Origin of the sequence: Sphingopyxis indica, assembly GCF_900188185.1 — a bacterium.
GTDB classification, from domain to species: Bacteria; Pseudomonadota; Alphaproteobacteria; order Sphingomonadales; family Sphingomonadaceae; genus Sphingopyxis; species Sphingopyxis indica.
In genome coordinates, this window is record NZ_FZPA01000001.1 from 851,196 (window position 1) to 864,371 (window position 13,176).

11 protein-coding genes are annotated in these 13,176 nt (G+C 66.8%); 2 read left to right on the plus strand and 9 right to left on the minus strand.

From position 1 onward, the window contains the following. Window positions 1–1,665, minus strand: a complete 1,665-nt coding sequence (locus CHB69_RS04020) for a sensor histidine kinase (protein ID WP_089214622.1) — start codon at window positions 1,663–1,665, stop codon at window positions 1–3. A gap of 182 nt (window positions 1,666–1,847) precedes the next feature. On the opposite strand from CHB69_RS04020, the gene CHB69_RS04025 reads away from it, so the two are divergent. Beyond that, window positions 1,848–2,321: an Lrp/AsnC family transcriptional regulator gene (locus tag CHB69_RS04025; RefSeq protein WP_089214799.1), complete on the plus strand. Its 474-nt coding sequence runs from the start codon at window positions 1,848–1,850 to the stop codon at window positions 2,319–2,321. Between the two features lie 87 nt (window positions 2,322–2,408). On the opposite strand, the gene CHB69_RS04030 is transcribed toward CHB69_RS04025, so the two are convergent. Then, entirely contained in the window at window positions 2,409–3,707 is a 1,299-nt protein-coding gene (locus CHB69_RS04030; RefSeq protein WP_089214623.1) for a hypothetical protein, read from the minus strand. A gap of 196 nt (window positions 3,708–3,903) precedes the next feature. Then, window positions 3,904–4,200: an Hpt domain-containing protein gene (locus CHB69_RS04035; RefSeq protein WP_089214624.1), complete on the minus strand. Its 297-nt coding sequence runs from the start codon at window positions 4,198–4,200 to the stop codon at window positions 3,904–3,906. 68 nt (window positions 4,201–4,268) lie between these two features. On the opposite strand from CHB69_RS04035, the gene CHB69_RS04040 reads away from it, so the two are divergent. Then, complete coding sequence (locus tag CHB69_RS04040; protein WP_089214625.1) at window positions 4,269–6,629, plus strand: hypothetical protein; 2,361 nt, start codon at window positions 4,269–4,271, stop codon at window positions 6,627–6,629. Window positions 6,630–6,787: 158 nt separating this feature from the next. Here CHB69_RS04040 and CHB69_RS04045 read toward each other — a convergent pair whose 3' ends face one another. From CHB69_RS04045 to CHB69_RS04070, 6 genes are read right to left on the minus strand one after another with little or no spacing between them, the layout of a single operon-like run. Further along, window positions 6,788–7,048, minus strand: a complete 261-nt coding sequence (locus CHB69_RS04045; protein WP_089214626.1) for a DUF1467 family protein — start codon at window positions 7,046–7,048, stop codon at window positions 6,788–6,790. 3 nt (window positions 7,049–7,051) lie between these two features. After that, window positions 7,052–8,686 (minus strand): ribonuclease J, encoded by a 1,635-nt coding sequence (locus CHB69_RS04050; RefSeq protein WP_089214627.1) that lies wholly within the window; start codon window positions 8,684–8,686, stop codon window positions 7,052–7,054. Then, a complete protein-coding gene (locus tag CHB69_RS04055) occupies window positions 8,683–9,468 on the minus strand; it encodes a type III pantothenate kinase (protein ID WP_089214628.1) in 786 nt (261 codons plus the stop codon). The genes CHB69_RS04050 and CHB69_RS04055 overlap by 4 nt, the downstream gene beginning before the upstream one ends. A gap of 3 nt (window positions 9,469–9,471) precedes the next feature. Continuing rightward, entirely contained in the window at window positions 9,472–10,275 is an 804-nt protein-coding gene (locus CHB69_RS04060) for a biotin--[acetyl-CoA-carboxylase] ligase (RefSeq protein ID WP_089214629.1), read from the minus strand. After that, entirely contained in the window at window positions 10,197–11,627 is a 1,431-nt protein-coding gene (gene nuoN, locus CHB69_RS04065) for an NADH-quinone oxidoreductase subunit NuoN (protein ID WP_089214630.1), read from the minus strand. Before nuoN ends, CHB69_RS04060 begins: the two co-directional genes overlap by 79 nt. Continuing rightward, a complete protein-coding gene (locus CHB69_RS04070; RefSeq protein WP_089214631.1) occupies window positions 11,624–13,171 on the minus strand; it encodes an NADH-quinone oxidoreductase subunit M in 1,548 nt (515 codons plus the stop codon). The genes nuoN and CHB69_RS04070 overlap by 4 nt, the downstream gene beginning before the upstream one ends. Window positions 13,172–13,176: the final 5 nt, after the last annotated feature.

Sequence of the window (13,176 nt, forward strand, 5' to 3'; positions counted from 1 at the left end):
TCAGTCGCCCTGCCGGACCTCCCGGTCGGCGTCGACCCCGGGGTTGGCCGAGCGCAGGTGCAAGGTCAAGGCGTTATGCCCGATATGGAGCCGTCCCCCCGAGCCGCGCGCGAGGCTGTCGACGAGCCGCAGCGAGAAGCCGAGGCTCAGCACCGCCGCGCCGGGGGCTTCGCCCTCGGGACTGAAGCCCGGGTCGAGCAGTTCGGCGGTGCTTGCGAAGCGGATCGCCGCGGGTCGGACGAGCCGCAGCTGCAGCATGTCGTCATGCGCGTCTTCGATCACGAGCTGTCCGGCCATCGTCGTGCCGGGATCGCAAATATCGACGAGTGCGGTGATCAGGCGCCCGATCATCCGCCGCGCGTCGGCATCGCTCGCCTTCGCCAGAAAAGGCCCCCCGACCCGCGTCACCGTCAGGTCGACGCGCTGGTCGTCGAGCAGGCTCGCGAGGTCGCTTTCGACCTCCGCCACGATCGCGCCGAGATCGGCGACCATCGCCGGGGCGTCCTCGGCGGGTTCGGCTTCGGTGCGCGTCGCGACGTCGAGATCGTCGATGATCTGCTGAATCGCCGCCGCGTCGGATACGATCGTCTCTGCCATCGCGCGATAGGACTGGCTGACCGGGCCGAACATCTGTCCCGATATGATCTGCGCAAAGCCCGAGATCGCGTTGAGCGGGCTGCGCAACTCGTGGATCAGCTGGCGGATCGAATCGCCCGAATCCTCCGCGACGCGCCGCCCATAGGGGATTTCGCTGCGCAGCGGACGCCGCGCGGTGCCGCGATAGCCGCGGAACTGGCCGGTCGCGCGGTCGAACCAGGGCAGCGCCGAAAAGCGCCACTCGCCGGCTTCGCTCGGCCGTCCTTCAAGCATCATCCGCGCGTTGATGATTTCGGCGCGCTGGCGAAAGGCGCCCGCCGCGACGCCGTCGACGCCGGGTTCGCCGCCGATCGGCGCTTCGGCGATCGACAGGCCGATGAGCGCGCCGCGCACGATGCCCTCGACCCACTGGACGACCCCGTCGGGGCCGGTTTCGAAGCTGAAGCCTTCGCTCGCGCTCTCGCCGGTCGACGCGCTGGACCGGGCGCGCGACGATTGAAATTTGCCGATCCGCCGCACGAGCTCGCTGATCTGGCTCGGTTCGCGCCCGATTTCCGGCTCGTCGGCGCCGGCGCCGTCGGTGTCGACCATCGGCGCCTGGTCGGCAACGGCAGGCTCCGGCCGCATCGTCGCGGCCGTGGGCGGCTCGGGCAAAGCCACCGAGCCGCTTCCCAGGGTCGCGAGGGCGCGCCGGGTCCCTGCGGGCAGATCGTCGCGCCCGGCCAGAATCGACCGCGCGACCGCGCCGGTCGCCGGGAGCAGCGCGAGCCAGGCTGCATCGGACAGGCGGACATCGCGCAACAACGCCGCCGCGACGCTCGGCACGTCATTGGCGTAAAAGGCTGCAAGCGGCGCAAAACGGCAATGCCGCGCAACGGCGCGGGCGCAATCGCGGCGAATCGGCTCGGGAACCCGCGAACGAAGCGCGGCGAGCATATGGAAGGCGCGGCGGACATCGGCGTCGTCCAGCCGGTCGCCGCGCTGGGCGAGGATATCGGAAAGCTGGCGCCAAACCGCGATACTCGCGCGGCCGTCGGCGGGCGCGTGGCGCAGGATGGTCGAGATCATCGTGTCAGCAGTCACCCGCAACCGGCCCCACACCCGTCTTTGTTGGTTAGCATTTGATTAGCGGCTAGCTCGAATCCGGCAAACTGGAAAGCGTCTTAACCATCGCGTCGCATTGTGGGACAATTGCAATCGCCTGAAATAATATTATGGTCGCGCTATTCGTGGAAAGCGGAAGTTACAAAATGGCGAGCCAGAAATTCGATCAGATCGACCTGCAAATTCTAGGTGAACTACAAAAAAACGGACGGATCACCAATGTCGAGCTGGCGCAGATGGTCGGGCTCACCGCGCCGCCGTGCCTGCGCCGCGTGCGCGCGCTCGAGGAATCGGGCGTCATCCGGTCCTATCACGCCGATCTCGATGCGGCGAAGCTCGGCTATGGCATCACCGTCTTTGCGATGGTCAGCCTGCGCAGCCAGGCCGAAGCCGACCTGAAGGCGTTCGAAGATTATGTCGGCGGCCTCGCCGAAGTGCGCGAATGCTATATGCTCAACGGCGAAATCGACTTTCTGCTGAAGGTCGTGGCGCGCGATCTGCAGAGCTTCCAGTCCTTCCTGACCGCGCATCTGACCTCGGCGCCGAACGTCACGAGCGTCAAGACCTCGCTGACCATCCGGACCGCGAAACAGCTCGCGGGAATTCCGGTCGACATCTGATCCCGGCACCGAATCGCCGGCACCGAATCGAAAGGGGCGCCGGCATGATGCACGGCGCCCCTTCCATTTTGCGAGAAGCCGGGACGATCAGTTCGCCGCCGCGGGTTGCGCCGCGGGCGCGGCACCGGCGGGCGCCGGATTGAGCTTCGCGAGCCAGAATTTGGCGGCCAGCGCATAGGCGCCGCCGACCTGGCGGAAGCCCGTCTTTGCCGCCGCCGTATCGCCCGCCATCGCCTGCGCCGCGGCGAGGCGATAGGTCCACATATCCTTGTCGGCGCCCGCATTGACCGCCGCCTGATAGAGCGGAATCGCTTCGGCGTAGCGGCCATAGCCGAACAGCGCATCGCCGGTCGCGCCGGCGACCTTCGGGTTCGAAAGCGTCGAAGGCTTTTTGGCATAGGCGCCGATCGTCGATTCCTCGTCGCCCGCGCGTTCGGCCTGCGCCTTCTTCATCTCCGAAAGCTGCGAATCGGTCGCCGAGACGACCCCGGCCTTCTGTCCGGCGTCGATCACCGCAACCGCCTCGCCCGGCAGCGCGGCTTCGGTCGCCAACTGCGCATATTCGGCAAATTCGGCGCGATTCCGCAGCGCGTCGGTCGCGCGCATCAGGCGAAACACATCGAGCGAAAGCTGCTTGTTGGCGCCCGCCTGGCCGAGCACGAGGCGAAGCGCCTGATTCCACACCTGCGGGTCCGGATAGGCCTGCGCCCGAAGCGCGAGCAGGTCGAACGCCTCGTTGGTGCGATTGGCCTTCTGCAGCGCGTTGATGGGGTTGACGAACATCCAGTCGGGGGGCGTCTGGCCCGCGGCCATCATGCGGTCGATCTCTGCCTTGGCAAAGGCGATGCCCTTGTCGGTCTGCCCGCCGTTCACATAGCTTTCGAGGAGCATCGCCGGCAGATTGGACTCGGTCGACCCGGCGGCCTTCGCCGCCTCGAGGCGCTGGATAGCCTTGGCATAATCCTTCTTCTGATAGGCGAACTGGCCCGAGAAGAAGTTGAAGGTCGCGGCGTTGGCGGGCTGCACCTTGCCCGAATCGAGCGCCATATCGAGCCCCTTCTCCTGAAGGGCCTGATCCTTGTTCAGGATGCCGAGCTGAAGCGTGAAAAAGCCGAGGAAATATTTGTCGTCGTCGGTGGTCGCCGTTCCCTGCCCCTCTGCGATCGCGGCCTGCAGCGCGGCGGCATCCTGCTTCTTCAGCGATTCGTCCATCTTCTGAACGGCCGGCAAAAAGCCTTTGCTCGGCGAAGCCTGCGGGCCCTCGGCGGCCTCTTCCTTCTTCTGCTTTTCGCGGGCGGCGGCGGGCGCCGCCGCGGTCGTCATCAGCGCGCAGCCCAGCACGGCGGCCATCGCCGTTGCGGGCATCGAGCGGAAACGGTGAAACATGCGAATCTCTCCTTAGAAATCGACCGTAAAGGGGGGGAACTTCAAGCGGCCGGCGTTTGGTAACGCGGCTAGACTGCCCGCGTTGCCAAGGCAAGACGGGCGCGGTCGATTCGCTATGCCGACAAACGGCTGAACGGGGTTTGAACCCGGTTCGTCGACGCGAGGCGTTCGGCCGCCAGGGCGCCGGACCGGAAGATCAGGCGAGCACGTCGATCGCAGCGTTGATCCGGCGCAGCACGTCGGGATCGCCCGGCACCCCCGCCATCGCCTCTTCGGCGAGTTCGATCAGCGGCACGATGCCGAAGGTTCCGGCAAGGCTTTTAAGGCGCAAAGCCGCCATATTCCAGTTGGCGTCGCAACGCGAGCGGCGCAGCAGGTCGGCGAGTTCGCGCGCGCCGCTTGCAAAGGTCTGGCGCAGGTCGAGCGCCGCCGCCGGGTCGCCTCCGACCGCGGCCGAAAGATACCGGTCGAGGGGGCCGCTATCGAACGACATTCCACAGCCCTGTCATCGCATGGTTAAGTTTCCGTTTCATGGACGACATTTGATGCTAATATGGCGCCATGACGGGGCAGAAGAAGATCGTCGGTTTGTGGCGCGATTCCGCGACAAATCAGGATGCGAACGAAGCGGCGGCGGTCGAACCCGCCGCCACGGAAACGGTGCCGGCTGCCGAAGTCGAAGCACCGGCGGAGCGCGACTGGCTCGACATGTCCGCCCTGACCGATGAGGACGAAGCGGCGGCGGATTCCGCGCCCCCGCCCGCCACGCGCGACCGCATGGTCGGCGTTGGCCTTTCGCTGCTCGCCGCCGGCTGGACCGGCTTTGCCCTGTGGGTGGCGACGCACGGGTTCACCGCGGCGCCTGCCCTCGCCGCCTGGCCCGCACTGATCGCGACGATCGCGATGCCGCTCGCGCTGCTTACGCTGCTGTGGATGGCCTGGCTGCGGTCGGGACGCTCGGAGCAGGCACGCTTCGCGAGGGTGGCGGCGGCATTGCGCGCGGAAAATATCGCGCTTGGCGATACCATGCGCGCGCTCGGTCAGCATCTTGCCGATGCGCAGAAACAATTGTCCGAACAGGCGGCGCTCGTCCAGCAATTGGGGCTCGATACGGTCGCGCGGCTGCACGAAAGCAGCGACAAGCTGGCGAGCAATGCGTCGGTCATCGCCAATGCACACGACCAGCTCGCGCGCTCGGGCGACGTCGCGATGCAGCGCATGGACGGCCTGCTCGCCGGCCTGCCGCGGATCGACGACGTCGCGCAGCGCCTCGCGGTCAATTTCCGCGAGGCGGGTCTCGTCGCGCACCAGCAGGGCGCCAATCTCGAAGCGAAGCTCGCCGCGCTGTCGGAGGAGGCGGCAAAGGCCGCGCAGACCGGGCAGGAATCGGCCGCGAGCCTCGACGATGCGATCGGCACGCTGCGCACCAGCGGCAAGGAAGCCGAAAGCGAATTGCTCGCCGCCTCGGCCGCGATCACCGGCGCGCACGGCACGGCGCTGGCGCAGATCACCAATGCGGCGGGTTCGATCCGCGAAGAACTCGCGGCGACCGTCGAAGCGCTGTCGGCGCGGATGGATGCGAACTGGCAGCAGTTCCGCGAAGGCGTCGAAGCCGCCGCGAGCGAACTCGACGCGCGCATCGCCGCGGCGCGCGACGCGGGCGAGACGATCGGCGCCGACCTCGACCGTTATGGCGAGGCGGGCGAAGCCCTCACCAGCCGGATCGGCGAAGAAGCGGTTCGCGTGCGCGAGCATCTGGAACTGCTCGATGCCAGCGTCTCGGCGAGCACCGGCGTCATCGGGCGCGCGATCGACGACACCAAGGCGCAGCTTGCCGCCTTCCTCGCCGACGTCACCAAGGGCAATGGCGCGGCGCACGAACTGATCGGCCACGCCGAATCGCTGCTCCTCGCGCTCGATGCGGTAACGCGCGAACTCGACGAGACGCTGCCGAATGCGCTCGATCGCATGACCGCGCATGGCAGGACGACGCAGGGCGCGCTCGCCGAGATGAAGCCGATGCTCGAGGCGTCGGAACTGGTTGCGCAGTCGACGCTGTCGCACGTCAACGCGGTCCGCGCGACGCTGCCGCGCAATGAAGAACATATCGCCGCGCTCGGCGAACGGCAGGAAGCGCTGACCGCGCGCATCGCCGCCGCGCTCGCCGACGCCGACGCCGCGCTCGCGAAGCTGCGCATCGGCGCCGACGAATTTGCCGAACAGGGCGGCGCACGCATGGCCGCGACGCTCGACGAGGTGCGCGCAACCGCCGAAACCGCCGCTGCCGAGGCGCGGCAGACGCTCGATGCGCTGATCGCCGGCGCGCGCGCGACGATGGAGGCGACCGCGAGCGAAACGATCGACGCCGCCTTCAAGAGCGAGGTGATGAAGCAACTCGCCGAGATCGAAGCCGCGTCGCAGCGCGCGGTCGAGGCGGCGAATGGCGCCGCCGAACGGCTGATGCGCCAGATGATGACGATCATGGACACCAGCGCGAGCGTCGAGCAGCGCACGCTCGAGGCCGAACAGGCGATCGCCGCGTCCGATCGCGACAATCTTGCCAAGCAGGTCGGCTTGCTCACCGAGGCGCTCAAATCGACCGCGATCGACGTCACCAAGATCCTGTCGGCCGAAGTCAGCGACACCGCATGGGACGCCTATCTGAAGGGCGACCGCGGCGTCTTCGCGCGCCGCGCGGTCAAGCTCGTTGAAACGAGCGAGGCCAGGGAAATCCTGCGCCTCTATCAGAATGACGACGGTTTCCACGCCGCGGTCAACCAGTTCATCCACGACTTCGAAGCGATGCTCCGCCTGCTCATCGGCGCGCGCGACGGCTCGGCGATCAGCGTCACCCTGCTGTCGTCCGACATCGGCAAGCTCTACGTCGCACTCGCCCAGGCGATCGACCGCCTGCGGGGGTGATGCGCCGGACGTCGGCTAACGACCGGTTCCTACTTACCAATCATCGTCATCCCGGACTTGATCCGGGGTCCACGACTTCGGCGCTGCTATGGATCCCGGATCAAGTCCGGGATGACGAAGGAGAGTGGGCGAATGACAGCCCCACCCCAAAGCCGCCGCTACGCCCGTCCGGCAATCACGTCGGGGTCGACCCAGCCCTGCAGATAGGCGAGGTAGAAGAGCAGGAAGATCGCGGCGGTCACCACCGTCATCTGGACCATGATGCGCAGCGGGCGAAAGCGCACCGGCGCGCCGGGCTCCTGTCCCTGGACGAAAACCTCGTCCTCGTCGCCCGCGCGGCGGCCGTGGAAGGGGAGCACGAAGAAGGCGCTGAACACCCACATGAGCAGATAGATGGCAAGGGCCGAGGTCCACTGCATCGGTCAGACGTCCACGATCAGCACGTCGACGATCGGCTTTTTTCCGGTCCAGTCGGTCGCGACGCGGCGCACGCCGAGGCGGATCGCTTCCTTCAGCGCATCGCGGTCGCGCGCCTTTTTCGACGCCGCCTGCTCGGCCGCCTCGTTCATCTCGTCGAGAAAGGCCTCGCGGTCGTCCTCGACCGGCACGCCGCGATACTGGATTTCACTACCGATATAGCCTCTGGCGCCGAGCACCACCGCAACCGAAATCTGGCCGTTCCACGACAGCTTGCGCCGCTCGTTCAGCGTCTCGCCATCCGCAGGCAGGATCACGTCGCCGTCGAGCACGAGCCGCCCCGACCGCACCCGCTCGACGATCGTCGCCGCGCCCGGTGCCAGGCGGCAAAGGTCGCCATTTTCCTGCACCAGCGCCGCCGGAATCCCCTGTTCGAGCCCGAAGCGCGCCTGCTCGTGCATGTGCCGGACTTCGCCATGCACCGGCACGATCAGCTTCGGCCGCAGCCAGCCATAGAGCGCCGCGAGCTCGGGCTTGCCCGGATGGCCGCTGACATGGATATGCGCCTGCTTTTCGGTGACGGTCAGCACATCCTTCGCGGCAAGCTGGTTCATGATCCGCCCGATCGCGATCTCGTTGCCCGGGATCTGCTTGGAGGAGAAGACGACGGTGTCGCCGGCCTCGAGCTTGATCTGGTGGACGTCGCCCGCCATGCGCGCGAGCGCGGCGCGCGGCTCGCCCTGTCCGCCGGTCGCGATCACCATCACCTGGTCGCGCGGCAGCCGCATCGCTTCGTCGAAATCGACCGTCGGCGGGAAATCCCTGAGATAGCCGACCGAGCGCGCGACGCTGAGGATACGGTCGAGCGAGCGCCCGGCGACGCACAGGCGGCGCCCGGTCGCGCGCGCAACCTCGCCCAGCGTGTGCAGCCGCGCGGCGTTCGAGGCGAAAGTGGTCACCACCACCCGCCCCTTCGCCGCGCCGACCGCCGCGACGAGCCCCGCGCGCAGGTCGCCTTCGCTGCCCGATGGCTGGGTGTTGAAGACGTTGGTCGAATCGCACACCAGCACGTCGACGCCCTCGTCGCCGATCGCCGACAGCATCGCCGCGGTCGCGGGCTCGCCGAGGATCGGTTCCTCGTCGAGCTTCCAGTCGCCGGTGTGGAAGACGCGGCCATAGGGCGTGTCGATCACCACCGCGCTCATTTCGAGAATCGAGTGCGCGAGCGGCACCATCCGCAGGCGGAACGGCCCGAGTTCGAAGCGCGCGTCGATGTCGACGGTGCGGACCTCGACCTCTTTCTCCAGCCCCTCTTCGGCGAGCTTGTGCGCGATCAGCCCCGCGGTGAAGCGGTTGGCATAGAGCGGCACGCCGAGTTCGGCGGCAAGATAGGGGAGCGCGCCGATATGATCCTCGTGCCCATGCGTCAGCACGATGCCGAGCAGATTATCGCGGCGATCCTCGATGAATTCGAGGTCGGGCATCACGATGTCGATGCCCGGATAGTCGGGCGTCCCGAAGCTGACGCCGAGGTCGAGCATGATCCACTTGCCGTCGCAGCCATAGAGATTGGCGTTCATGCCGATCTCGCCCGACCCGCCGAGCGCGAGAAAGAGCAATTCCTTGCCGGGAACGGTCATCGGGAAGAGCCTCTCTGATTATATAAGTGCATAAGTCCGTTCAATGTCAGGTCGGGTTCGACGCGATCGAAGAGATGCGCCTGCTCCTGAAACAGCGCAGCAAGCCCGCCGGTTGCGATCACGGTGAGCGGCCTGTCGATTTCGGCCTTCATCCGCGCCATCAGCCCCTCGATCATCGCGACATAGCCCCAATAGACACCGATCAGCATCTGGCTTTCGGTCGTGCGGCCGATCACGCTGTCCGACGCCGGCGCCTCGATCGCGATGCGCGGCAGCTTCGCCGCGGCGTTGACCAGCGCTTCGAGCGACAGATTGACCCCCGGCGCGATGATCCCGCCGAGATACTCACCCCCCGCGCCGATATGGTCGAAGGTCGTCGCGGTGCCGAAGCTGATGACGAGCTTGTCCGTGCCGGGCGCGATCGCCTGCGCCGAAATCGCGTTGCACGCGCGGTCGGCGCCGACCGACTGCGGCTCGTCGACCTTGAGCGCGATGCCCCAGCTCACCGGCGGCCGCCCGGCGACCAGCGCCTCGACCCCGAAATATTTATCGGCGAGGAGCTGAAGATTGTGCAGCGCGCGCGGCACGACGGTCGAGATGATGACCGCGTCGATCTCGCCGCGGTCGAGCCCTTCGAGGCGCAGCAGCTGGTCGAGCCACACCATATATTCGTCGGCGGTGCGGCGGTCGTCGGTCGCGATACGCCAGCGCGCAAGCGCCTCGGAATCCCTAAAAACCGCAAATTTGGCATTGGTGTTGCCGACATCAATCGCAAGCAGCACGGGCTAGTCCCCTTCCCTCACCGGACGGCGCAATTCGATGTCGCCCGCATGTATCAGCATGACCTCGCCGCCCTCGCGGCGCAAGCGCAGCGCGCCATCGGGCGCCAGGCCGTCGAAAATCCCCTCGATCGCCTGCTCCGACACGCGCAGCGGCGTGCCGACGGGATGCCCCTGCGGCAGCCACATATCGACGATGCGCGCGACGCCCTCGTGCCGCCACGTCCGCAGTGCATCCGTCATCGCGACCGCGAGCACCTCGGCAAAGCGATCGCGGTCGATAGGCGCGCCCATCTCGGCGAAGCAGGCGGTCGCGCGGTCGGGCAGTTCGGGCGCGGAGACGAGGTTGACCCCGATCCCGATCACCACCGCGTCGCCGCTGCGTTCGAGCAGGATGCCCGAACATTTGGCGCCATCGACGAGCACATCGTTCGGCCATTTCAGCTCGAACGCGACCGCGGGTGCCAAAATCCGCACCGCCTGCGCCAGCGCTACCCCGGCAACGAGCGCGAGCGTCGCGGCAAGCGGATCGCCGTGGGTCAGCCGCACCACCGTCGATCCCATGAAATTGCCTTCGCCGTCGCCCCACGCGCGGCCCAGGCGGCCGCGCCCGGCGGTCTGGCGGTCGGCGACGAGCCAATGCCCCTCGCCGACGGGCTCGCCGCGTGCCAGCCGCGCCAGCAGGTCGGCGTTGGTCGAACCGGTCTGCTGGATCAGCTCGATCGGCGGGATCAGAACAGCACCGAAGCCGCGTGCGCCGAAGCCGTCGCGAGCGGACCGATGAAGAGGTAACCGATCACCGACAGCCACAGCGCACTTACCGCGACGATCGTGCCTTCGAGGATATTGCCGCCGCCCGACACCTCGGCCTCCGACCGCTCGTCGAAATACATCGTCTTGATGACCGCGATATAGTAAAAGGCGCCGATCACCGAGGCGACGATGCCCGCGACCGCGAGCGGGACGAGGTTCGCGTTCACCGCGGCCTCGAACACCAGATATTTCGGCCAGAAGCCGAACAGCGGCGGGATACCCGCGAGGCTCAACAGGAACACCGCCATCGCCGCAGCCAGGCCGGGGCGATATTGCGACAGGCCCGCGAGCGCCGGAATGCTTTCGACCTGCTGGCCCTCGCGGTCGCGCAATTGCAGCACGACGAGGAAGCTGCCGATCGTCGTGACGACATAGACGAGGAGGTAGGACAGCACCGCCTCGACCCCCTGCTGCGTCCCGGCGGCGAGACCGATCAGAATGAAGCCGACATTGTTGATCGACGAATAGGCGAGCAGGCGCTTGATATTCTTCTGCCCGATCGCGCCGACCGCGCCGAGGATGATCGAGGCGAGCGCGAGGAAGATCACGATCTGTTGCCACGCGCCGATGGCGGGCGCCATCGCACCGACGATCACGCGGGTCAGCAGCACCATCGCCGCGACCTTGGGCGCGCTCGCGAAGAAGGTCGTCACCGGGGTCGGCGCGCCTTCATAGACGTCCGGGGTCCACATGTGGAACGGCACCGCGCTGATCTTGAACGCGAGACCCGCGATCACGAACACGATCCCGAAGAGCAGGCCGGTGCCCATCTCGCCGCCCAGCGCTTTGGCGATGCCGGCGAAATCGGTCGTGCCCGTAAAGCCGTAGAGCAGCGAAATGCCATAGAGCAGCATTCCGCTCGCCAGCGAGCCGAGAACGAAATATTTGAGCCCGGCCTCGCTCGACCGGTCGTCGGTGCGCATGAAGCTTGCGAGCACATAGGCGGCCAGGCTGTTGAGTTCGAGCCCGACATAGAGCGTCATCAGGTCGCGCGCGCTCGCCATGATTCCCATGCCCAGCGCGGCGAAGAGGATCAGGACCGGATATTCGGCGCGCATCCCGTCGCGGAAAAAGCGCGGCGCGATCGCGATGCAGACAAAGCTCGCGGCATAGATGAGCAGCTTGGCGAAGCCGCCGAAGGCGTCGACGGCGAGCGTGCCCGAAAAGACCGTCGCCTCCGTTCCGAACAGCGCGATCACCGCGACCGCCGCCGCCGCGAGCGTGACCAGCGACGCGAGCTGATAGAGCCCGACCTGGCGGTCGCCGGCAAAGGTGCCGAGCATCAGCGTGATCAGCCCGCCGATCGTCAGGATCAGCTCGGGCCAGATGAGGGCGAGGTCGGCGCTCATTGCACGCCTCCCGCCTGATGCGCTTCGCCATGCGCGACCTCGCCATGCGCCTCGGCCGCCTTGGACTTGCCCGCCGCGAGATGCGCGTCGCCCGCGGGCTTCGCCGGGGCAAGGCGCGCGACCACCGTGGTCACGTCGCCGCGCATCGGCGCGAGGAAGCTTTCGGGATAGACGCCCATCCACAGGGCCACCGCGGCCAGCGGCACGAAGATCGCCCATTCGCGGGCCGTGATGTCGGGCATCGCCTTCACATCGTCCTTGGTCAGCTCGCCGAACACGACGCGGCGATAGAGATAGAGCATGTAAGCGGCGCCGAGGATGACGCCGGTGCCGCAGACGAGCGCAACCCAGCTCGACGCTTCATAGATGCCGGCAAGGCTCAGAAACTCGCCGACGAAGCCGCTCGTGCCGGGCAGGCCGACCGACGCCATGGTGAACAGCATGAAGAAGAGCGCATAGGCCGGCATGTTCACCGCAAGCCCGCCGTAGCGGCCGATCTCGCGCGTGTGCAGCCGGTCATAGATCACGCCGACGCAGAAGAAGAGCGCGGCCGACACGACGCCATGGCTCAGCATGATGATCAGCGCGCCCTCGATCCCCTGCTGGTTGAAAGCGAAGAGGCCAGCGGTGACGATCGCCATGTGCGCGACCGACGAATAAGCGATCAGCTTCTTCATGTCGTTCTGCACCAGCGCGACGAGGCTGGTGTAAACCACCGCGATCATCGACAGCACAAAGACGATCCACATCAGCTGCGCCGACGCATCGGGGAACATCGGCATCATGAATCGGAGGAAGCCATATGCGCCCATCTTCAAGAGCACGCCCGCGAGGATCATCGACCCCGCGGTCGGCGCCTGCACATGCGCATCGGGAAGCCAGGTGTGGACCGGCCACATCGGCATCTTGACCGCCAGGCTGGCGAAAAAGGCGAGCCACAGCCACGTCTGCATTTCGGGCGGGAAATTATAGGCGAGCAAGGTCGGGATGTCGGTCGTCCCCGCTTCGCGGATCATCGCGATCATCGCGATCAGCATGAGCACCGACCCGAGCAGCGTGTAGAGAAAGAATTTGAACGCCGCATAGATGCGGTTCGCGCCGCCCCAGATGCCGATGATGAAATACATCGGAATCAGGCCCGCCTCGAAAAAGATATAGAAGAGGATCAGATCCTGCGCGCAGAAGACGCCGATCATGATCGTCTCCATGACGAGGAACATCGCCATATAGAGCCCGACGCGCCTGGTGATCGCGTCCCAGCTCGCGAGGATGCAGAGCGGCATCAGGAAAACGGTGAGCATGATCAGCATCAGCGCCATGCCGTCGATCCCGAGCGCCCACTGGAAGCGCCCGAACAGGTCGGCGCGCTCGGTGAACTGCCACTGCGCGCCGCCGATGTCGAAGCGCGTCCATAGGACGATGCCGAGCGCGAAGTCGATCAGCGTCGCGGCGAACGCGATCAGCCGCGCGTTGCGGTCGGTCACGAACAGGCAGGCGATCGCCGCGACCATCGGCACCGCCAGCATCAGCGAAAGGAGCCCCATGCCGC

Excerpts from the sequence above, each read along its gene's own strand:
- CHB69_RS04020 (WP_089214622.1), bottom strand. The coding sequence starts at position 1,665 with ATGATCTCGACCATCCTGCGCCACGCGCCCGCCGACGGCCGCGCGAGT.
- CHB69_RS04025 (WP_089214799.1), top strand. The coding sequence starts at position 1,848 with ATGGCGAGCCAGAAATTCGATCAGATCGACCTGCAAATTCTAGGTGAA.
- CHB69_RS04030 (WP_089214623.1), bottom strand. The coding sequence starts at position 3,707 with ATGTTTCACCGTTTCCGCTCGATGCCCGCAACGGCGATGGCCGCCGTG.
- CHB69_RS04035 (WP_089214624.1), bottom strand. The coding sequence starts at position 4,200 with ATGTCGTTCGATAGCGGCCCCCTCGACCGGTATCTTTCGGCCGCGGTC.
- CHB69_RS04040 (WP_089214625.1), top strand. The coding sequence starts at position 4,269 with ATGACGGGGCAGAAGAAGATCGTCGGTTTGTGGCGCGATTCCGCGACA.
- CHB69_RS04045 (WP_089214626.1), bottom strand. The coding sequence starts at position 7,048 with ATGCAGTGGACCTCGGCCCTTGCCATCTATCTGCTCATGTGGGTGTTC.
- CHB69_RS04050 (WP_089214627.1), bottom strand. The coding sequence starts at position 8,686 with ATGACCGTTCCCGGCAAGGAATTGCTCTTTCTCGCGCTCGGCGGGTCG.
- nuoN (WP_089214630.1), bottom strand. The coding sequence starts at position 11,627 with ATGAGCGCCGACCTCGCCCTCATCTGGCCCGAGCTGATCCTGACGATC.
- CHB69_RS04070 (WP_089214631.1), bottom strand. The coding sequence starts at position 13,171 with ATGGGGCTCCTTTCGCTGATGCTGGCGGTGCCGATGGTCGCGGCGATC.